The organism is Zhouia spongiae (assembly GCF_022760175.1).
Taxonomy (GTDB): domain Bacteria; phylum Bacteroidota; class Bacteroidia; order Flavobacteriales; family Flavobacteriaceae; genus Zhouia; species Zhouia spongiae.
In genome coordinates this window covers 2,326,939-2,349,719 of the sequence record NZ_CP094326.1, presented here as the reverse complement: position 1 = coordinate 2,349,719, position 22,781 = coordinate 2,326,939, and the positions used below count along the sequence as shown (strand labels likewise).

Here is a 22,781-nt window from a genome sequence, read left to right as displayed (position 1 = left end):
AATTCAACTGTGTGTCAAAGTAATAAAAAAAGTCTGTAATTAGACCTAAAAAATAATTACAAGGTCAATTACAGACTTTAAATAATATATACTTGTTGTAATTATTTTATTTTCTCTTGTCTGATCAGGGCTTCTAGAAAATAATAATCTGCATAATTTAAAGGTACATCTACCTCTACATCGTGTGGTTTACTTCCAACGGAATGTTTTAAAATAAATCCTGCATTGGTTCCGGTTTCTGCCAGATATTTTGGCGAACTCAAACTTTCTACAATAGCATTGGCAAAACTAACATAATCTTCTTTTTTGGCATCATCAACATACTGACTTAATTCATACAATGCTGAAGCGGCTATAGCAGCAGCAGAAGCATCTCTGGGTGTATCGTCTGCAGCAGGAGCATTATAATCCCAGTAAGGAACCTTATCGGCAGGTAAATTAGGGTGGTTTTTAATGAACTCAGCTATTTTTACTGCCTGATCCAAATATTTATCATCCTTGGTTTCTCTATAGCACAATGTATAGCCATACAATCCCCAGGCTTGTCCCCTCGACCAGGCCGAATCATCACTTAATCCCTGATGGGTATTCTTTTGAATAACTTCTCCTGTTTCCTTATTGTAGTCGACAACATGATACGAACTATTATCTTCCCTGAAATGATTTTTTATAGTCGTATCGGCATGTGATGTTGCTATTTTATAATAAACAGAATCTCCTGTAATACGGGTGGCATGAAAAAGCAATTCCAGATTCATCATATTATCTATAATTACCGGACACTCCCATTTTTTATTCCACTCCCATGATTGAATAACACCGGCATTAGGCTTAAACCTTGTTGAAAGTGATTTAGCAGTCCGGACTATTACTGAATCATATTCAAACGAATTCATATATTTCAATCCGCTCCCATAACTGCATTCGATCATGAATCCTACATCGTGGTTATCTTCCCAGTACTGGATCGTATCTAATTTTTCTGTATACAGAACGGCTCTTTCCTTCCATTTTTCATCTTTAGTCAAGGCATAGAGATTCCATAATGTCCCGGGATAAAACCCACTGGTCCAGTCATAAGCTCCAACGTATCTTAACGTATCGTTTTTAGTGGTCCGGGGCATAAACCGTTTATTATTTACATGAGCTACAACATTATTATATGCGTTATCATATTGCATTGCTGCCAACTCCACCGTCGAGTACCTGGTTTCTTCTTTTTCTGCTTTATCCTTACAAGCCGTTATCAAAACAGCACACAAGAGATACAATGGTAATTTAGTTTTCATTTTCATTTTTTAAAGTCCGTTATTTAATATAAAAAATTGAATTTTAAATGTGGGCACCGGAAAGTGTGTGAACATTCAAAAAGGGTTACATTAAGCAACCCTTTTAATCAACCAAACTAGCTTAAAGCCAATCTTATGTCTAACTAACCTGATACAAATATAAAAAAAATCAAATATAATACAATCGATTGTACAAAATTTTATAATTTTACATCTCAATACTACAATAACGCATAAAATTGATATAATGAGTACACATTACCAAACACGATATGCCTCCTCCCCAAAAGAGGTAAAAAAATTAGACACGCAAGAACTCAGAAATGAGTTCCTCATTCAGGGTTTAATGAAAAAAGGAGAAATAAACCTCACCTATACTCATTTTGACAGATATATTGCAGGCGGCGCGGTACCGGGTAGTGAATCGTTAAAACTAGAAGCCATCGAACCTTTGAAAGCCGATTACTTTCTTGAAAGAAGAGAATTAGGGATCATTAATGTGGGATCAGAGGGTACGATAATAGTTGACGGTGAAAGCTTTACTTTAGGTTATAAAGAGGCCCTGTATGTCGGCAGAGGGAAAAAAGAGATTATTTTTAAGAGTGAGGACACTCAAAATCCGGCCAAATTCTATCTTAACTCTGCTCCTGCCCATAAAGGATACCCTACTAAAAAAATCACCAGGGAAAACGCAGAAATAGTAGAGTTGGGAGCTTTAGAAACTTCTAACGCCAGAACTATAAACAAACTGATCGTTCAGAGTGTGGTTCAAACGTGCCAGCTTCAGATGGGAATGACAGAACTAAAAACCGGCAGCGTATGGAACACAATGCCTGCACATGTTCACGACAGAAGAATGGAAGTTTATTTTTACTTTGAAGTACCGGAAGATCAGGCCGTATGTCATTTTATGGGACAACCTGATGAAACCAGGCATGTCTGGATGAAAAATAACGAAGCTGTTATTTCGCCTCCGTGGTCTATCCATGCAGGATCGGGAACAAGTAGTTATACGTTCATCTGGGGAATGGCAGGTGAAAATTTAGATTACGGAGACATGGACATGGCTGCTATTAAAGATTTAAAATAAGAGCCTCATGGATTTATTCGATTTAAAAGGAAAAACGGCATTAATTACCGGAGGAACCCATGGCCTGGGAATGGCGATAGCTACTGGAATTGGCAGTGCCGGTGCTACTTTAATTATAAACGGGAATTCATCACAGCAAAAAATTGATGAGGCGGTAGCCTATTATAAAGAGCATGGTATTGAAGCTTATGGATATAAGTTTGACGTCTCTGACGAAACTGAAGTCATAAAGGCTCTAAACCAGATAGAGAAAGAAGTAGCTCCGATAGACATCCTGGTCAATAATGCCGGGATTATCAAAAGAACTCCCATGATCGAAATGGAAGTAGAAGATTTTGAACAGGTATTAAAAATAGACCTGGTAGCGCCCTTCATTATGGCAAAACATGTTGTAAAGGGCATGATAAAACGCGGTGAAGGTAAGATTATCAACATGTGCTCCATGATGAGCGAATTGGGCCGAAATACCGTTGGTGCCTATGCTGCTGCCAAAGGCGGACTCAAAATGCTTACCAGGAATATGGCCACTGAATGGGCTAAACATAACATACAGGTAAATGGTATCGGACCGGGATACTTTGCCACCAGTCAGACCGCACCCATCAGAGTTGACGGGCATCCTTTTAACGACTTTATAGTTGGCAGAACTCCGGCCGGGCGTTGGGGTGATCCGGATGATCTACAGGGTACGGCCATCTTTTTGAGCTCTAAAGCCAGTAACTTTGTTAATGGTCAGATTGTATATGTTGACGGTGGTATCCTCGCTACTATCGGGAAACCTTCAAACGAAGATTAACATGAAAAAAAGGAACCTCTTTACGATTCTTACAGTCGGCATATTATTCGTTACCGGCTGCACAAAACAAACCGTTGTTATCGTTAAAAACACCCTGGATGTTAAACGCCAATACGAAACAGTAGCACTAGGGAAAGATCAGTTAATACCATTTTCAGACCATTTAATTGACGGGTATACTTTAAAAGATAAAGAAAGTGGTGAAATAATGACCGTTCAGTATGTCGATATTGATGGCGACGGTACAAGTGATGAAATATTATTTCAACCTGAAATTCCTGCCAACACCAGCAAATCGTATGTTTTGATTAAATCCGATATACCGGTTACCACAGACAGCATCCCTGGCTGTTATTCACGTTTTGTACCTGAAAGGACTGACGATTATGCATGGGAAAACAATCGGGTGGCTTTCAGAACCTATGGTCCGACTGCGCAAAAAATGATCGAAGAAAACATTCCCGGGGGTACACTCTCCAGTGGAATTGACGCATGGTTAAAAAGAGTAGACTACCCGATCATCAACAAATGGTATCACAAAGAGCTTAAAACGGACGGATCATACCATCAGGATACCGGCGAAGGCCTTGACAATTTTCATGTAGGTGCCAGCAGAGGGGTTGGAGGCATTGCTGTAAAAAAAGACAGTTCTTATTATATCTCAAAAAATTTTACGGAATGGGAAACTATTACCTCCGGCCCTATCAGGACTTCTTTTGTGTTAAAATATAAAAACTGGGATGTTAACGGAAATCTGATAACGGAGGAAAAACACATCTCATTGGATTATGGGAGTAATTTATCCAGGTTTAATATTAAGGTTAAAGGAACTGACACCTTATCGGTTGGGCTCACATTGCACGAAAAAGACGGATCCGTAAGCGCTGATTTGGAGGAAGGCTGGCTTAGCTATTGGGAAGATCATGGAGATTCAGAGCTGGGAACCGGTATTGTTGTCCCCAATAGACAGCTTGTCGGATACGAAGAGTTTCTTACAGAAGAAAAAGACTCCAGTAATTTATATGGTCATCTGAAAGTGATCAATGGAGAAGTAACCTATTTTGCCGGGTTCGGATGGAAAAAAAGCGATCAGTTCAAAAATGAAGAAGCATGGTTAGATTACCTTGAAGACTTTGCTAAAAAGATAAATCATCCACTTACAATTGAGATCAGATAATTTTATAGTCACAAAAAAACCGGAGCTTCCTGCTCCGGTTTTTTTAATGTTCTTATTTAACTATTTCCATTCAAAGTCCCCGTTTTTAACAGACCAGTCATTTCCGAAAAAACCGGTACATTTAATCCCTTTAGTACCAGATTCTAAAACGGTATCATCAAAAATGACTACATCCGGGAAGGTAGTTCCGTTTACCAGGTAGTGGTTCTCGTATATGGCCTTCATACCTTTTTGTCCGGTAGCTGCTACAACTCCCACACTGGCAAAATCACTATCCCTTCTTGAAGTCACATAATAACTCCCCCACTGATTTCCTGGTAATTCTTTCTCATCAATAACAATTTTCCCATTGTACACCTGGATCGGACTATCTTTTAAAAGTTTTTTCCAGGCACTGTTATTATCATGATTTCCATATAAAACTACATTGCGATCGGCATATTTTTTCAAATTAAAATCGGTGTCCGGTATCAACTCGACCTTTCCGTTTGCTTTATACCAAAAAGTCTCCGCATCAAATCGTGCCTTGTTAAAATACCACTCATTCGCTATTGATGTTCCTCCGGTAGCATACACAAAGACAACATGATTTCTAAATGCATCTTTAAACCCTCCGTTTCTGTGCGGTCCTTTTTCTGAACGTGCAGGTTTATTTGTTACCCTCCAGGTACTTTTGTCTTTTCTAAAATAGACTTCTTCGTTATCGGTCAATTCAAATCCCTGCCCGTCAATGTTGAGCTTATCAACTGTTGAATTCAGTTTTTTCAGGTTGAAGCTTATCAAAGCTATATTGGCTGTCGTAACTGTCAGGCTATCATTTCTCTCCAACTCAAATGTACTGACCTCAAACGGCTTTAGCTGTTGATGAATAGTAACATAATGGGAAGAAGCTGATACTCCGGGAGATCCTGTACTGAATTCTATTCGCTTTACCTCATCATCATTTTTTATTGTCCTGCGTTTAAAGAAATTAAAAATAGGATCCCAATCAACGCTATGGTTTCCATACCAGTGGGTTCCGTCAGGGTATTCATAATACGTAAAATCATTATGAAATTCACCAAGTCGCTTTCTCATGTCCCTGGCAATAAAAGTCGGTACCACATTATCAATTTCACCATGTAAAATGTACACCCCATGATGTAAATAGTTACGAATTAACTTAAGGGTTCTGCTCGGTGTTCCTGCTCTGTCCAGCATCAACTCCACATCGGTCGGGGTCGGCTCAAAGAACAACCGCTTAAAACGTTCATCATTTTCGTCCAAACGTGATTTCATACGTTCCTTAAAACTGTCTCGGTACGCCAGCAGGTCCGGATATCCGGCACAAGGGGCGATAGCCGCAAAATGATCCGGATATGTGGCTCCTAGGTACCAGGTTCCGTGCCCTCCCATTGAGTGCCCCGTCAGGTATATTCGTTGCGAATCGGGGTTGTATATCTGCTTTGCATCGTTTAACACCTCCAGTGCATCCAGTCTTCCCCAATCTTCCCACGCAAAGCCAAATGGACGTCTGTTTGTAGGCGCTATTAAGTTCCCCCAGTCTTTTTGCTGATATGCATTGGCCTGATTTACGGCTTCCACCGATGCACCATGAACCGACAGGAACAATGCCTGTTCACTGTCTTTACTTGTCGATGGAGCAACACTATAATACTGAACACTCCCGTCAACGTTACTTACAAACGTCTTTTTATGGTGCTTGTATTTAGATTTAATGTTAAGTGTTATCAGTTGTGTTGCTATCAGGTTTCCTTTTTCGTCATTAAGCTCTAATTTCACATCTTCCTTATCTGTCTGAGCAGACGGGGAGACTCCCGGTATCTTTACCGGAATTTTATAAACACTCAAAGGAGGTAAGTTTAAAACGTCTACGGACTCAGATCCGCCTCGAACGGTAGCATGTACCTGAAGGCCTTTAACCCATTTTTCGGAAGCATTTATGATCCGGATAGCTCCATCGTAGGTCTTGCCTTCTTCTTCCTTTAAAAAATCAGGCATGGTCATATCCCTTGTCGTAAACTGCAACATGCTATGAGGTTTCAGAATACGCGCCCTCACCCGGGGAAACCTCCCTACTTTTAAAACAAATACATTATTTCCTTTTTTTAGCTTTACAGGGATCAGGTTGTATCCAAAATCATAATGATCTCCTTCATGGGGCATACCGTTAATCGTTACCAGCGAATGTCCTGAAGCTTCAAAAAGTACGATTTGTTCTCTGTCAGATCTATATTGAAGATATACATAGGAAGATCTTAAATTCCTGTCAGAAAAAGTGCTGGCACTGTCTACTTCTATTTTTTGCCATACCATTTCATTACCCAGATAATCTACATCAAAAACATCGCCGGCCTTAACCAGAACATCCGCATTCATCAAAAAGCGGTTAAACACCCGATCTTCAGGAAATGAAGATGAATTAAAACCAATACCAGGTACCTGCAGGGCCAGTCCTTTTTTAAACACATGGAGCAGCTCGCCTTCACTAATTTCGTTTACTTTTTCTTTACCAAAGTACGCTACAATATTTCCGGTACGTTGCGCATAAATCATTGTTACTGAACAGATCAATGCTAATCCGGTAACGATCAAATTAATTTTTTTCTTCATCATATAGCAATTCTATTTATTTAATAAGGTGATTAGGGAAATCTGTTACGCTTTCACAGCAAACCTGTTCCATCACCTGTTGTAATTCTGTTTTTAAAAGGGAAATAGTGTGATCCCCTCCTCTTTGACCCAGGGCCGAGACTCCATACATAAATGACCGCCCAAGGAAAGTAAACTCAGCTCCGCTGGCTAAAGTTCGTGCAATGTCGGGACCTGAACGTAATCCGCTATCCATCATCACCTTAATCTGGTCTTTATACCTGGCAGCAATACGCGTTAACGGCTTTATGGTAGATTCGCCCGCATCTAATTGTCTTCCCCCGTGATTTGACACTATAATTCCGTCTAATCCCAGCTTTATAGCCTTTTCGGCATCTTCCTCATTAGCGATACCTTTTATAACCAGTTTTCCTTTCCACATATCGCGGATCGGTTTTATTTTTTCCTCATTCAGCCTTCCTGAAAAGGTTTGATCCATAAACTTTCCCAACTGCTTTAAGTCTAATCCTTTTGGCATATAGGGTCTTAACGTTTCAAAGTTAGGTTGTCCGTGTTTGAGGGTTTCGTATGCCCAATGGGGGCGCTTTAGTATTTGAAGAATATTTTTAACGGACATTTTCGGGGGCATTGCCAAACCATTCCTTATATCCCTGGGCCTGAAACCAAAGGTAGGCACATCGCAGAGGATCACCAAGACCGGGTATTCTGCTGCTTCCAGCCGCTTGAAAATATCGTCTCTCAATCTGTTTTCAGCCGGATGGTATAATTGAAACCAGGCATTTCCTTCGGTGATTTCTCCTATTCGTTCAATGCTACTCGTTGTTACGGTACTTAAGATGAAAGGAATATTATGTTCGAAAGCAGATTTTGCCAGAATCTCGGGTGCATTCGGCCACATCAATCCTTGTAAGCCCACAGGTGCTATTCCGAACGGGGCATCATAAACATGGCCGAACAACTCGGTTTTCATATTTGAATTCGTATGCTTGTTCAAATAATAGGGCGATAGTTCAACATCTCTTATCTCTGATGTGTTTTTATGCAGATTTACATCTTCATTACATCCGCCGTCTAAGTATTCAAAAGCAAATTTTGGAATCTTTTGTTTTGCCCGATTTCTTAAATCGTCTATAGACGGATACCTGGTATCTATTTTAATCTCTTTATTAATTCCCATAATATCAGTAAATAAAAACAGGTTGGTACAAAGACTTGTAAACGGTCTTTATACCAACCTTCAAATAATTTAATAGCTGTTATTCTTCTGTAGAGGCAGTCTCATCTTTATTTTCATTATCTTCAAAAACATGCTTTGCATAATTTAACCCAAGTGCATCGTACCGGCTTTTCATGTTTACTAATCTTGAATGAAAATCTTTCCAATCTTTATTTTCATTACTACTCCAAACGACCTCAGCCAACGCGGTCATCCGTGGTAATATCATATACTCAACGTAATCGGTAGTTCCGATATACTCAGTCCACACATTTGCCTGTGCTCCCAAAATATACTTTGATTCTTCGGCTGTCAGTTCTTTCGGGTGAGGGTTATAATTGTATACATCCTGTACGGTTGTCAATCCTCCTATTGCCAAAGGCTCATTCTCTTTGTCTTTTGATTGATAATGATCGAAATAACAAGAATGATTTGGTGTCATAATAACATCGTGGTGTTGCTTGGCCGATTCTATTCCTCCTTTTTCTCCTCTCCACGACATTACCGTTGCATTCGGAGCCAATCCGCCTTCCAAAATCTCATCCCATCCGATAATACTCTTTCCTTTTGAATTTAGGTATTTCTCAATGCGTTGAATAAAATACGATTGTAGTTCATGTTCGTTTTCAAGGCCTTCTTCTTTAATCCTTTTCTGGCAGTTCGGACAACGTTCCCAATTGGCTTTCGGGCATTCATCGCCACCAATATGCACATATTTGGCAGGAAATAAAGGAATTACCTCATCCAGTACGTCCTGGAGAAATTCAAAAGTTCTTTCTTTTCCGGCACAATACACATCGTTATACACTCCCCAGGATTCCTGAACGACTTTGGGAGTGCCGTTCGCCTGCAATTCTTTACTTTTTTCAGACATCATACCATTGGGTACCTCTGTCGGTTCTTCCGGAAAACAACTCAATTCCGGATAAGCAGCAATGGCAGCTGAACTATGGCCCGGCAACTCAATTTCCGGGATTACGGTTATATGCCTGTCTGCTGCATATTTTACGATCTCCTTTACTTCTTCCTGAGTATAAAAACCTCCGTATTTTTTATTGTCATTTTCAGTTCCCGGGTAATGGCCTACTATGGTTCCATTCCTATAGCCACCCACCTCTGTTAATTTCGGGTATTTTTTAATTTCTATCCTCCATCCCTGGTCTTCGGTTAGGTGCCAGTGAAACGTATTCATTTTATGCATTGCAAGGATATCGATATACTTCTTTATAAAGTCTGTCGGGAAAAAATGACGGGCAACATCCAAGTGCATTCCCCTGTACCCATATACCGGATTATCCACGATCTCCACGGCCGGAATAGTCAATCCGGCAACCGCTTGCTTTTCAGCATTCGCAGGTAATAGCTGTCTTAGTGTCTGGATTCCGTAAAAAATACCTTTCGGAGATTTTGCACTAACGCTAACTTCCTTATAAGTTACATTTATCTTGTATCCTTCTTCGTTTTCAATACTATCATCCAGATTAAGATATACAATACTTCCCCCTGTTTTTTCCGGAACAAAAGAAACCTGGTTTCCACCGGCCTGGGTAAGCAATTGTGCCAGATATTCTCCTTCGTTTCTTAATGTTTCATCTCCCGTTACAATAGTTCCGGAATCAACTAAAAATTTACCATCCTTAGAACTTACCGTTACCGGTTTTGGTATGATCTGATAATCAGATGCCGTATTTTTGGCTTCTTTGTACTTATTGGTACAAGAAGCCACTATCATGGTTATTAATAAAACTGCTAACTTCTTCATAATTTACTTTACTTTGAATTGTATTATTGACTGGTTAATTTAAAGATCTTATCCATCAAAACCCACTTCTCTCCGGGCTTTGCTACAGGTATTGCTTTTTGGTATTTCCACATAAGGTTTTCCCATTCCTGTACTCTTTTGTTGCTTGAATCCTTCGCAGCCTTTTGTTCAAATGAAAATGTCTTATCAACATCCATGATCATAAAAAGCCGATTACCGGTATTGTATATTTCCATTTCGGCAATACCCGAAGTTTTAATACTTGCTATGATTTCAGGCCATACATTTTCATGATATTTCCTATAAGCCGCAATGAGCTCCGGATCGTCTATAAGATCAAGTGCGAGACAGTATCGTTTCAGTTTCATACTTTTAGTCATTATATTTTAAATGTACCAATCGTCCATAATAAGCTATAAACACAAAACAGATGGCAGGTAAGATAAATGAGAAATTCACTTCGGACACTCCGGCTATGGTAGTATCTGCCACTCCTGTTCCTCCTGCATCTATAATAATACCTTGTAATTTCGGCATTAAAGCTCCTCCCACAATGGCCATAACCAATCCGGCAGAACCTACTTTGGATTGTTCTTCAGTAAGATCGCCCAGAGCAATACCATAAATGGTCGGGAACATTAGTGACATAAAGAATGAAACCCCAACCAAGCAGTACAGACCTATCACCCCGTGAATCCAAATAGTACCAAATACGCAGGCCAAAGCAAACAAGGCGAAGTACATTAAAAGCTGTCCTGAACTTATAAATCTGAGTAAATACGTACCGACAGCACGTCCGACGGTAAATATAATAAAGGCTCCCATCTGGTAATAACCTGCTGTAACACTATCCATTCCAATGGCCTCTGCATACTGATAAATATAGGTCCAGCACATAATTTGCGCCCCGACATACAATATCTGGGACAACACTCCCAATACATATTTTTTATTTCCAAAAAGGGCAGCAAACGTATTCCATATACTTGGCATTCCGTTTTCATCTTTCGCCTGAGGCATCTTACTCACCAGGAATAAAACAAAGACTCCTATGATAACCAATCCCAGAATAACATAGGCATCGCGGATCACTAATAGATCTGTAGTTCTTTTTAAAGCTTTTGAAGCTTCGTCCAGGGCACTGAAGCCTTCGTCATCCGATTGTAGTTTCTTTAATACAAATTGCTGAGCCACAAACAACCCTGCAATCAAGCCAACGGGATTGAATGCCTGTGCCAGGTTTAAGCGCTGTGTAGCAGTTTCTTTTGCCCCCATAGCCAGTGCATACGGATTGGCTGCCGTTTCCAAAAAAGCCAGTCCGAAGGTCAGTATATACAATCCCACACAGAAAAACACAAAACTTTCGGTTTGTGCCGCAGGATAGAACAGAAGAGCTCCTGTAGCGTAGAGAGCCAACCCTATTAAAACCCCAACCTTATATGAATATTTACGCATAAACATAGCCGCAGGCAATGCCATACAAAAATATCCTCCATAAAATGCCATTTGAACCCATGCAGCTTGTGAATTAGACAGTTCCAATATTTTTTTGAAAGCCTGTACCATAGGATCTGTTACCGCATTGGCGAAACCCCATAAAGCAAATAATGATGTGATCAGTATAAAAGGCACGAGTACCTTTTTTGAAACTACAGGTATTTTCCCTGTCTCCCGGTTAGTTTGTGTTTGAGTAGCTTGTTTAATTTCCATTGTAAATCGTTTAGGTTAAAGATCTGTCTAAATGTGTGTATCCACCATCTACATAAATTAACTGACCGGTGGTGTGACTTGATTTCGGTGATAACAAAAAGGTTACCATATTGGCAATTTCCTCTGCTGTGGTCATTCTTTTTTCCAAAGGTATCTTACTTGTTATTGATTTCAGTTTTTCTTCCGGATTATCAAAAGTTTTGATCCATCTGTCGTATAAGGGTGTGTAACATTCGGCAACAATAACCGCATTTACGCGAATACCATAAGGTAGTAATTCTACGGCCCACTCCCTGGTGGCTGCATTTCGTCCTCCATTGGCCGATGCATAGCCCGATGTTCCTCCCTGGCCTGTTTCAGCGGTTTTAGAACCGATGTTCACAATGGCTCCCTTGTGTTTTTTTAATTCGGGGAGTGCATAATGAGCCATTAGATAATAGTGGGTCAGGTTTCGGTTAATGGAACGTACAAAATCTTCATAATTCCCGTTTTCAAGTCCGACGCCATCGTTTACCCCTGCATTATTTACCAGTCCTTCTATCCGTCCGTGCTTTTCTGTTATTTGCTGAATAGCCTTTTTACATTGTTCCGGGTCGGTTAGTTCGGCCAGTACATAATCTGCTTTCCCTCCATCGTTCTCAACTTGCTCGACAGCTTTTATAGCATCCTCTTTTTTACGTCCTACAATTACAGGGATGGCGCCTTCTGAAGCCAGTACATTTACGATCCCGTTTCCTATACCCTTGGAACCTCCGGTAACCACTATGATTTTATCTTTTAATTCTAAATTCATAAATATTTTAGATTGTTCTTACCTTAAATTAATCATTTCTGACAGGGATGAATACTGAATAAGCATCAGCGCCTTTCTTTGCTGCCAAACACAATACAACGGGCTGTCCGTTGCTATCCGTATATACAAAAGGCCGTTCCAGCCTGTCTGCTTTAAAAACACTCCCGTTTTTCATCTGTATCTCTTTCGGCATCAAACGGTAATGTTTCGCCTTATTCCAGTTCTTACCGTCTTCAGATGTAATCAAACCAATAAATCCTTCCGGAGTGTGGAAAATGCCGTAAAACCTATTTCTTATTTTATCAAACCATATCGAAACATCTTCCGTATCAAGATAGTCTATTACCGGTTTATCCTGAATTTCAAATGGTCCTGTCGGCTTCTTGCTTATGGCTACTGCCTGATTTCTGATGAATCGCTTTTCATTAGGTTTGTCTCCCTTGATAATCAGGTAATACAAACCATCAGCTCCTTCCGCTATGGCAGGATTTACCGTCAGGGTTGTAACAGGACCTGAAGGTTCTATCAGTGCCGAAGACTTCCTTTGCCATGGTCCATCTATAGTTGCTGCTTCAGCTACACCTGTCCTTTGATTGTTTCTAAGGATTGACCAATTCGGATGCCGATATCCTGTTTTTGCCGTTTCTATGAGTTCTTTTTCAGAAATGGCTCCTTCCCCATAGTTGGTTGAAATATAATACAAATAATATTTTCCATCAAAGAACTTTATTTTTGGATTGTGAGCAGTTACTGCATCCCAATGTGATGAACCGCCCGATTTTAAAACCGTTTCTTTATATGTCCACGGACCCCAGGGATCAGTTGAAGTGGCATGGGCAATTTCCGAGTGTGTCAACCAACTTAAAAAACCATATTTCTTAGGCCAACGGGAATAAAAATTATGGTACAATCCGTCATTCCCTTTAATTATTGAAACACCCCAATTATAATAATCTGCCGTTTTAAAGAAATTTTCTTCAGTAATAGGTTCCAGGTCAGCTCCGAAATTCAAATTATCGGTTGAATTTTGAGCATATGATAAAAAAGAACACAATAGTGTTAAAAACACATTGGCTGTTCCATACCATTTATAACCACTTGTTATCATCTTTTTTTAGATTAAATACCTTGATCGGGATAAGCCATTGTTTCCTGAGTTTCCTTATTAATCGGTAACTGTGCCCCTACTTCTCTCAGATAATCAGAAAGCAATGTAGCTAATTCTTTGGCTTTTTCCGGATTTTTTTCTGCCAGGTTATTTAGCTCTCCGATATCTTCTGAAATATGATACAATTCAAAGGATTGATCTTTGTAAAAATAAATCAATTTCCAATCGCCTTTCCTAACTGCGCTTGCAGTACCAATTCCTGGCCCGCGCCCTCCCCATTTATTGGGATAGTGCCAATAGAAAGCCCGCTCTTTATTTAGCCCTTCTTTTTCTTCTAATACAGATGTGAAACTTATACCGTCTATTTTCTGTATCACTTCAGGGTTTTTTATTCCTGCCATTTCTATAATGGTAGGGTAAAAGTCTTCTATAATCACTTTCTCATCTGTTACTGATCCGGCTCTTACCTTGCCCGGCCAGCTTACCAGCATCGGTTCTCTGATACCGCCTTCATACATAGAGCCTTTACCACTCGCTAAAGGCTTGTTGTGCGTATTCGGTTCCCCTCCCCTGGCATGGGCACTTAATCCTCCATTATCAGACATAAATAAAATAATGGTGTTGTCTGTTTTCCCTGTTTTTTCCAGGTAATCCATAATATCTCCCAGGCTCTTATCCATTCCTTCAATCATGCTTGCATATTTAGCCTCTCTTTCATCAAGCCCCATATCGATATATTTCTGCATGAACCGTTTATCTCCATACAATGGAGTGTGTACGGCATAGTGAGACATATACAAAAAGAACGGCTTGTTCTCAGGAACGGTATCTAATGAAGATAAGGCCTCTCTGGTAAGCGCTTCTGTTAAAAATATGTCTTGTCCGTGATACTTTTCCAATCCCGGTACTGCCCAGATCGCTTTCCCTTCTTTTCCATTACCAAAATTTTCAGTGCCAAGGTAACTTTCAGGAGCTCCTGCTGCATGACCGGCAATATTCACATTGAATCCGAGGTTTAAAGGATTCTCTCCCGGGGTTCCTATAGCTCCAAAATGTGCTTTACCGGCATGAACAGTGAAATATCCGTTATCTTGTAATACCTGCGGTAAAGGTGTTGCATATACAGTACGCTCTGTCCCTTCTTCTGGAGACAAGCCATTTACATTCCATTGCGGAAATTCCAATAGATCGTCTTTCGCATCATTCGAAGCGTTCTTTCTTAATGTCCAGTTTGTAACCTTGTGCCTGGCTGCATTCATTCCTGTTAAGAAACTCACCCTTGTCGGAGAACATACAGGCGTAGCATATGCCTGTGTAAACTTCATCCCTGCTATAGCCAATCGTTCCATATTGGGGGTATGGTACCTGTCGTTGAACGGCGTCTTACGATCCCAAAATGGTACAGAAGTATCTTGCCATCCCATATCATCAACTAAGAACATTACAATATTTGGCCTGTTTTCTTCCTTCTTTTTTTCTGCTACTGTTGTGCAAGAGCCCAGTACACTCATCAAAAGTGTACAAACAAATAAACCTTTAATTTTCATGTGTCTATTTTTATCTTTTTATCAGTCATATATACCTTTGATCGTTAAAACAACCATAGCGGTATCATCTACTTTACAATTTCAGTTATCGGTTTCCCCCTCCAGAACTCAGGAATTTCCAACCCTAACAGATAAGCTATGGTAGCACCGGTGTCGTACGTCATTATTGTAGAAGTCAGTTTTCCTTTGGGCTGAATATTTTTACCATATACAATCCAAGGAATTTCCACTTCTTCTAACGTTTTACCTCCATGTCCTTTTCCTATTCCTCCATGGTCTGAGCTGAATATCAGTACCGTTTCATCTAACATATCGTTTTTTTTCAATGTTTCAACAATGGTACCTACCAGTTCATCTACTTTCTCCGTAGCTTTATAATACCGGGGAGTATCATGCCCGATTTCATGACCTTCGTTATCAGGATGGGTAAGGTGTATAAAAGTAAAAGCCGGTTTGTCTTTTATGATAAATTCTAATGCCTTGTCAACTGTTTGAGGATCCTCACTCCCGTTAAAATCGAGATCCACCATGTTTTTTTCAAACAGGTACCCTATACCAGACCAGGTATAGGAAACCCCTTTTTTAGCCTTTGGCAATTGTTTATCTATTAAACTGAAAACAGATGGATAAATTCCTCCTTCTCCTATAATTCTCGATGGCAATTCAGGAGTTTTACTGCCCCATTCGGTATAACCGTGTAATTCGGGTCCTGATCCCATAATCATAGAAGCCCAATTAACGGCACTTGAAGATGGCAATACCGACCTTGCCTGTAATGAATATACACCACCGTTCATCATTTTTCGGAGGTTGGGCAATTTAGCTTTTTTAAAAGCATATGCTCCAAATCCGTCAGAACCTATCAGTATCACATGTTTTGCCAATGGTTTGCGATTCGCACCTTCCGTCGATTTCGTAGATTTGCACGAAACAATTACGAGCAACAAAACCAATAAAAATCCTTTTTTTCCTAACATCTCTTTTTAATTACTTTCAATTACGGCACCATCTTCCCTATACAGATCTACTTCTCCATCTAAAAGGACAGCTATAACGGTCATGTTCTCATCTAACACATCATCAGGAACCTTGATGTATTTAATTCCCGGATAATGACTCCAATATACCTTTCCGACCACCTGGTGCGAAAGTTTTGTTCCATTCCCAACTACCCATATACGGTTTATGTTATTTTTCAAACCTCTTAATACCACTTCACCTCCCGGATTTCCTTTTACGAAAAGATATAATATCTTTCGGTCTTTTGACAAGGTCGTCGCACCGTAAAAATGTTCTTTCGGAATGCCTGCTACAGTACCATAAATAGCTTCCTTATGCTTATTTGTCCATCTTCCCAGACCTTCTAATATTTTTACTTGTTCTTGTGGAATTGTTCCATCGGCTTTCGGCCCGATATCCAACAGCATATTACCCCCGTTTCCAATTACGTCCGAAAATATTCCGATAATCTGGTCTGTCGTCTTATAGTCATGATCATTCTTCTGAAACCCCCATGAGTTGTTCATTGTGATACATAATTCCCAGTATTTGCTTTCAGGTCTGGTGATAGGCATGCCCTGCTCCGGTGTGGCATAATCCCCTTCTTCCCTTAATCTTGAATTTAAGATCGTATTCGGATTTCTGTCTAAAAGCATTTTTCTTACTTTGGGTGCCTGCCATTCCTCGGAATTATGCTCCCAGTCACCATCAAACCAATATAAGTCAGGATTGTACGTATCTGACAACTCTTTTAATTGTCCCTGGTAATAGTTTAAAAACCGTTCCCAGCGCTTCGGCTCTTCTTTAATATTATACCGCAGCGAATCTCTTGTAAAATGAGTATAGTCACGATACGACCAGTCAGGGAGTGAATAATAAATTCCTACTTTTAAATCATTCTTTCTCAATTCGTTTACAAAAGGCGTTAAAACGTCTTTTTTGGCTGCTGAGCCCTTAACCGCGTTAAAGCTGCCAAATTCAGTATCCCATAAGGCGAATCCATCATGATGCTTAGATGTTATTACTGAATACCTGGCGCCACTATTCTTTATAAGCCTAACCCATTGTTCAGGATCGTATTTTTTTGCGGTAAAGCCTTTTGTCTGTTTCAGATAATCAGGATGGGAAATATACCCATTGAAAAAAGACCATGATTCATCGATTCCATTTACGGCATATAACCCCCAATGAATAAAGATTCCCAGTTTGGCGTCCTTAAACCACTGCATTTTTGAGGACTCTGTATGCTTGTCCTGCGCACTTACGGGCATCATAAAAAGCCCCAGTATTATTATTGCTAATTTTCTAACCATTTGTTCTCTATTAAAGGATTATCTCTAAATTCTGATCCAACCGCAAGTCCTCATTTGCTGTCAGGCTCACTTCAACTTGTTTTCCGTTGTATTGTATTTTAACCGATTTGTTCTGACCGGCATTCAAAATCATTTGTTTGAGCTTGCCTGTCTCCCATTCTATGGCCAGCTCAACATTGCCTCTTGCTTTCAGTCCTTTTACCTTACCTTCAGTCCAGTTCTCCGGTAAGGCAGGGAGAATCCTGATAAAACCTTCATGCGACTGCATCAGCAACTCTGCTACACCGGCCGTATACCCAAAATTACCATCAATCTGAAATGGCGGATGTTCATCAAACAAATTATCTGCCACAGAGATTTCGAAGAATTTCTGGATATTCTCCTGAGCCGCTTGTGCGTTTAATAGCCGGGCATTAAAATTAATCATCCAGGCTCTGCTCCACCCTGTACCTGCACCGCCATGCTGTAAACGATTATCAATTGTTTTTTGTGCCGCCTTAAATATCGCTTCATCTTTTTCGGTAATATCATCCCCGGGGTGCAAAGCATACAAATGAGACATATGCCTGTGTCCTTTTTCGGGTTCTTCATAAGGTTCATTCCACTCTAAGATTCTTCCATCTTCCCCAATCACGATCCCCGGATATATATTTGCTCTTTTTTCTCTTACTTCCTTGATAAATTCATCTTCGATATTCAGGATTTTCGCCGAACTCAGCACATTATCAAAAACTTCTGAGATGATCTGATGCCCCATAGCAGCTCCATACGAAACCGCAGCCGGCTTACCGTCTTCAGCCAAATATGAATTTTCAGGAGATGTTTCAGGGTACGAAATCCATTTACCCGTAGCAGGATCTTTTTGCAACCAGTCCAGATAAAACAAAGCTATTTCTTTCATGGCAGGATATCCCTGTTCCTTTAAAAAGCCCTTGTCTTGTGTAAACCTGTAATGCTCCCAATGATGCTGAACAATCCAACCTCCGCCATGAATCCATGCACCCCAGTATGGAGTTGCTGCCCTCATCCATGGGGTAGCCCATAAATCGCTTGTATGGTGAATTACAGCACCTCTGTTTATTCCATATTGTTCTCTTGCAGCAACCTTTCCCCTTTCTATCAGTCTGTCGACAAAATCGAAAAGAGGTTCCTGGCATTCGCTCAGATTGGTAACACCGGCCGGCCAGTAATTCATCTGTAAATTCACATTCAGGTGATAATCTGCATTCCAGGGAGCCTCGATATGTTGGTTCCATACCCCCTGTAAGTTCGCAGGGTTAGTCCCTGGCCTTGAAGAACCTATTAGCAAATATCTTCCGTATTGGAACATTGTTTCTGCAAGATCATTATCAACAGCACCTTTCTTTACCCTTGTTAAACGCTCGTCTGTAGGCAATGAGTCTAATTCATTACCGCCTAAATTCAGTGACATCCGATTGTATACTGCATGATAATCCCGGAGGTGATTATTTAAAAGTTCGTTAAATGATTTTTTCCGGATTGAAGCAAGCTGCTCGTTATTCTTAGCAACATAATCCTCTTCGTAAAACGAAGTATTACAAACTATATATATGGTAGCTTTTTTAACTCCTTTAAGTTCGAGGGAACCGCTTTTAGGAGTCACAGTCCCTGAAGTGTTATCAACTTTTAACCTCGTTTCGAATTTTACCCCGTAATCAAGCGGAAAAGGGTTAGAGAATTTCTTACCTCCAAACTGGGTTACTACTCCCTTCATACTAATTTCATTCTCTTCCGGATTTGAAACTGTAACAGTGGGACGTCCTTTATCTTTTGGCCTGTCTAACCGGAGGTTAAAATCCATTCCGTCGCCGGCAGTTGTTTCCAGTTGTATGACCAACACATCATCCGGATTTGAAGCAAATACTTTTTCACTGTATTGATTACCTCCGGTAATGTAGCTTACAGAAGCTATGGCATCATCCAAACTAAGCTCTCTTTTATAATTTTCGACAAGACTGTCCCTGTTGATAAAATCAATAAATAAGTCTCCCATAGTCTGATGGGAGCGAAGTACGGATTTATAGGAAAACCTCTTCACAATTTCGCTGTCAGCCTCATGTACTCTCCCTTCGCTGACAAGCTTTCTCAAATATTCCAGGTCTTCTTTTGTTCCTTTCGAATTCCCCCAATCAGGACCTCCTGACCACATAGAATCTTCGTTTAACTGAATCCTTTCCTGATTAGTATCTCCAAAGATCATTGCTCCCAAACGGCCATTCCCTACAGGTAATGCCTCCATCCATTTCGAAGCCGGTTGTTTATACCATAAACTGGTTTCCGCTATGCCGGTATCAGTTTCTTTATTGCATCCCATAAGGGAAAACCCTATGACCGTAAAAATTAAAAATTTATAAGTTTTCATCTAGACTGTAAAAATTAACTGTATTCTGGTAAAATATCCTGGTATGGTATTCTTTCGGCACATAATCTTCAATAATCTTTATGACACTCTCATATGGTGAAGACAGCAAACATACCGGCCAATCGGATCCGTACAATAACCGATCTTCCCCGAAACTGTTAAAAACGACATCCAGGAAAGGGGTAAACGCTTCGCCATTCCATTTAAAATCTTTTGTTTCAGTTACCATACCGGATAACTTACAAGAAACATTCTCATATTTTGCCAGTTCCTGAATATGCGCTTTCCATTTTTTATCCAATCCTTCCGATATTTTCGGCTTGGCTATATGGTCTAATACAAAGGGCTGCTCTGGGAACTTTTCAACAAGTTCGATCGCTGCCGGTAATTGCTCTGCAAAGACCAGGATATCATAGGTAAGGTTAAATTGTCTGAGCTTACTGATTCCGTTTTGAAAATCGGATCTCAGCATAAAGTCATTGGGTTCTGCCTGAACTATGTGGCGGATCCCTTTAAGGTTCTTATCTTTTGAAAAGTGGGCTAACCGGTCTTCTACACTATCCGACATAAGATCGACCCAGCCTACTACTCCTTTAATAAAACTATTGTTTTGGGCCATGTCTAACAAGAACTTAGTTTCAGCTTCTGACTGATCGGCCTGAACAGCTATACATCCGTCAACATTATTCTTTTTTAATATTGGTTCAAGATCAGAAGGCAGAAAATCTTTTCTGATTACCTGCATACTCTCATCGATCCATGCATCTCTTACCGGATCGAACTTCCAAAAATGTTGATGGGCATCTATTCTCATTTAACTTCTATATTTGCTATTATATTTTTAATGAATGTTCCCCAAACTTTATAACCTCTCGTTTTCAGGTGAATCCCGTCATTACTGTATAAATCCATATTTAAGCTTCCTTCGGCATCTGTTAGCTTCTCAATCGGATTACAATAAATAACATTGTCAGGCAATGACAGCTTCTTCAGGTGATTATGAATAGTGTTATATTTTATTCTGCGATCCGAGTGTATCTCCGTACCGGTCGGAAGAGGTCCGAAGAGTAAAAAGGTTGTATCTGGTGAAAATTTTAACCGGGCCATATCCATAATGCGTTCTATGCCTCCTGCTATTTCACCTGCACTATCATTGTCAAGGAAATTATTAACGCCAATAGTAAGAACAACATATTTTGGATTACACTTTTCATAAGTCCCGTTTTTTAAGCGGTATAATACATTCTGAGTTCGGTCTCCGGAAATACCGGCATTGATATTTTTTTTACCTGGAAATAAAGCATCTAATATTTGTTTACCCGGCTTATATGTTACATGAGGGCGGTTCCCTCCCCAGCCCTGAGTTAAGGAGTTCCCTATGAGTAAAATATCAGCATCAGCTGTATTAACACAAATGGAGTCTATGTCGGCCGCTTGCTTCCACCAATCAGCATCTGTTGTCCACCCTGCACCAGATCTGTACTCTCCTGACGGTGCCGGGACAACAGCCAGGTTAACCTTTTGCTTGGTAGCCTCCAGAATAAAATTTACAATTAAACCCGGATTCTTCAAACTATGAGGATGGTGTCCGTTATTCTCTTTATAAATGGTCTGTACCGTCCCCCCGGATTTCCTTATTGCGTCAACGAAAGGCCCGGTGTTTTCGTCAATCGGTACTACTGTATCGTCTTCTCCGCCAATATGCAGGATTGGATATTTTCCCCGTACAACTTTCTTTACTTTATTAATTGGACTCCCCTTGAATTTGAGCAGATCCTCGTTGGTCTCCAGTCCATATACTTTTTTGAGCTGTTCTGTGTCATGCGGACTCCCTTCATATTTTCCATTTCCAACGGGCCAGCTCAATATATCTAATACAGGTGCATCTGCATAAATACAAGCCACCTTATCCGGATTTTCTGCTGCCCAATTATATGCTATGAGTCCTCCCCTGCTCATCGCTTCAATCGCAGCTTTTTTTGCAAGACCTCTCTGCTGAAGAAAATCATAAAAGAGATTCCAGCGTTTTACAGCCTCTTTAGCTCCATACAGGTCAGACACATCACTATAAACGACATAAAACCCTCTCTCCAGAAGCGCTATGTCCGTCTGGGGTTCATGTCCGAAAAAACGGGCTCTCCAAACCCATGGTCTGCCCATTGCAGGTTTTTTAGGGCACACAATTTTTACTGTATTTCCCCTGTATTCAAAATTATACTGTATGTAGCCGTGAAAGTTGGAAGTGTTAATATTCTTTACGTCCAAAGACTCCACAAGTTTTATTCCTTCAATAGACCTTTGCTTTACAACTTCATACAAACGCCTGGCTATTAAAGTCGCTCCCAAAGAATTGGGATGAATTTTATCAGGCACCATACCTGATTTATCCAGAAACAGCTGGTGCATATCTACCGTTTCTATCCCTGTCTCATAGGCTACCTTTTTAATTTTCGGAATAAGCCGGTCCTTTATTACAGGTTCCCATATATAGGTAGTATCCGTATGAAAAGAAGGCAAAGGATATATCAGAACGATACGGGATTCAGGATTAGCGGTTTTAAACTCTTGTATCAACGATTTGTAATCGCTTTCATATTCGTCTAAATGAACGCGATTAATCGCTTTGGCATCATTTGATCCTAACTTTATAAATACAATATCGGCCTTAAAATCTAATGCTCTTTTAAAGGCTTCTTCTTTCCAGTAGGGATCATTTCCTTTTTTTGTTAAGGTCTTGCTGCTTACACCGAAATTCTCAACCTGGTAATCGTCGCCTAACATCTCTTGTAATTGAGCCGGATACGAATTATGCACTCTGTTGGCTATATTCATTCCGTATGTGATACTATTACCGACACAAGCAATTTTAACGGGCCCGGTATTCGCTTTTTGCCCATACCCGCATATATGTGTAAAGAGTATAAACACACCGACCAATACTTTTTTAAAAGTCATATTCATATAGATGATCTCAAATCTCATATG

The 22,781-nt window shown here is 40.2% G+C and carries 17 protein-coding genes; 3 read left to right on the top strand and 14 right to left on the bottom strand.

From position 1 onward, the window contains the following. Positions 1–101: 101 nt before the first annotated feature. Positions 102–1,289, bottom strand: coding sequence for a glycoside hydrolase family 88 protein (locus MQE36_RS10250; RefSeq protein ID WP_242935885.1), 1,188 nt, complete (start codon positions 1,287–1,289; stop codon positions 102–104). Positions 1,290–1,536: 247 nt separating this feature from the next. On the opposite strand from MQE36_RS10250, the gene kduI reads away from it, so the two are divergent. The 3 genes from kduI to MQE36_RS10235 are packed head-to-tail and all read left to right on the top strand — an operon-like array spanning position 1,537 to position 4,352. Further along, positions 1,537–2,379 carry a 5-dehydro-4-deoxy-D-glucuronate isomerase gene (gene kduI / locus MQE36_RS10245; RefSeq protein ID WP_242935884.1) on the top strand — a complete coding sequence of 281 codons (843 nt, stop codon included), beginning with the start codon at positions 1,537–1,539 and terminating at the stop codon, positions 2,377–2,379. A 7-nt stretch (positions 2,380–2,386) separates the two neighbouring features. Next, complete coding sequence (locus MQE36_RS10240) at positions 2,387–3,175, top strand: gluconate 5-dehydrogenase (protein WP_242935883.1); 789 nt, start codon at positions 2,387–2,389, stop codon at positions 3,173–3,175. A 1-nt stretch (position 3,176) separates the two neighbouring features. Further along, positions 3,177–4,352: a DUF4861 domain-containing protein gene (locus MQE36_RS10235; protein ID WP_242935882.1), complete on the top strand. Its 1,176-nt coding sequence runs from the start codon at positions 3,177–3,179 to the stop codon at positions 4,350–4,352. A gap of 60 nt (positions 4,353–4,412) precedes the next feature. Here the strand turns inward: MQE36_RS10235 and MQE36_RS10230 are convergent, their stop codons facing one another. The 13 genes from MQE36_RS10230 to MQE36_RS10170 form a co-directional block, all read right to left on the bottom strand. Continuing rightward, positions 4,413–6,968 (bottom strand): carboxylesterase family protein, encoded by a 2,556-nt coding sequence (locus tag MQE36_RS10230; protein ID WP_242935881.1) that lies wholly within the window; start codon positions 6,966–6,968, stop codon positions 4,413–4,415. A 13-nt stretch (positions 6,969–6,981) separates the two neighbouring features. Then, entirely contained in the window at positions 6,982–8,142 is a 1,161-nt protein-coding gene (locus MQE36_RS10225) for an alpha-hydroxy acid oxidase (RefSeq protein ID WP_242935880.1), read from the bottom strand. Positions 8,143–8,221: 79 nt separating this feature from the next. Beyond that, on the bottom strand, positions 8,222–9,943 hold the full coding sequence (locus MQE36_RS10220) for a beta-N-acetylhexosaminidase (protein WP_242935879.1): 1,722 nt from the start codon (positions 9,941–9,943) through the stop codon (positions 8,222–8,224). A 23-nt stretch (positions 9,944–9,966) separates the two neighbouring features. Further along, positions 9,967–10,305: an L-rhamnose mutarotase gene (locus MQE36_RS10215; protein WP_423242484.1), complete on the bottom strand. Its 339-nt coding sequence runs from the start codon at positions 10,303–10,305 to the stop codon at positions 9,967–9,969. Between the two features lie 10 nt (positions 10,306–10,315). Continuing rightward, positions 10,316–11,653 carry an L-fucose:H+ symporter permease gene (fucP, locus tag MQE36_RS10210; RefSeq protein WP_242935877.1) on the bottom strand — a complete coding sequence of 446 codons (1,338 nt, stop codon included), beginning with the start codon at positions 11,651–11,653 and terminating at the stop codon, positions 10,316–10,318. A gap of 10 nt (positions 11,654–11,663) precedes the next feature. Next, the gene (locus tag MQE36_RS10205; protein WP_242935876.1) at positions 11,664–12,446 is read right to left on the bottom strand and encodes an L-fucose dehydrogenase; all 783 of its coding nucleotides are present in this window, start codon (positions 12,444–12,446) and stop codon (positions 11,664–11,666) included. A 28-nt stretch (positions 12,447–12,474) separates the two neighbouring features. Then, complete coding sequence (locus tag MQE36_RS10200; protein ID WP_242935875.1) at positions 12,475–13,554, bottom strand: glycoside hydrolase family protein; 1,080 nt, start codon at positions 13,552–13,554, stop codon at positions 12,475–12,477. A gap of 11 nt (positions 13,555–13,565) precedes the next feature. Next, positions 13,566–15,101, bottom strand: a complete 1,536-nt coding sequence (locus tag MQE36_RS10195; RefSeq protein ID WP_242935874.1) for a sulfatase — start codon at positions 15,099–15,101, stop codon at positions 13,566–13,568. Positions 15,102–15,169: 68 nt separating this feature from the next. Beyond that, on the bottom strand, positions 15,170–16,078 hold the full coding sequence (locus MQE36_RS10190) for an alkaline phosphatase family protein (RefSeq protein ID WP_242935873.1): 909 nt from the start codon (positions 16,076–16,078) through the stop codon (positions 15,170–15,172). Between the two features lie 6 nt (positions 16,079–16,084). Beyond that, positions 16,085–17,413, bottom strand: coding sequence for an alpha-L-fucosidase (locus MQE36_RS10185; protein WP_242935872.1), 1,329 nt, complete (start codon positions 17,411–17,413; stop codon positions 16,085–16,087). 10 nt (positions 17,414–17,423) lie between these two features. Continuing rightward, on the bottom strand, positions 17,424–19,796 hold the full coding sequence (locus MQE36_RS10180; protein ID WP_242935871.1) for a glycoside hydrolase family 95 protein: 2,373 nt from the start codon (positions 19,794–19,796) through the stop codon (positions 17,424–17,426). Then, positions 19,783–20,610: an amidohydrolase family protein gene (locus MQE36_RS10175; protein ID WP_242935870.1), complete on the bottom strand. Its 828-nt coding sequence runs from the start codon at positions 20,608–20,610 to the stop codon at positions 19,783–19,785. Before MQE36_RS10175 ends, MQE36_RS10180 begins: the two co-directional genes overlap by 14 nt. Further along, entirely contained in the window at positions 20,607–22,778 is a 2,172-nt protein-coding gene (locus MQE36_RS10170) for a GDSL-type esterase/lipase family protein (RefSeq protein WP_242935869.1), read from the bottom strand. Before MQE36_RS10170 ends, MQE36_RS10175 begins: the two co-directional genes overlap by 4 nt. Positions 22,779–22,781: the final 3 nt, after the last annotated feature.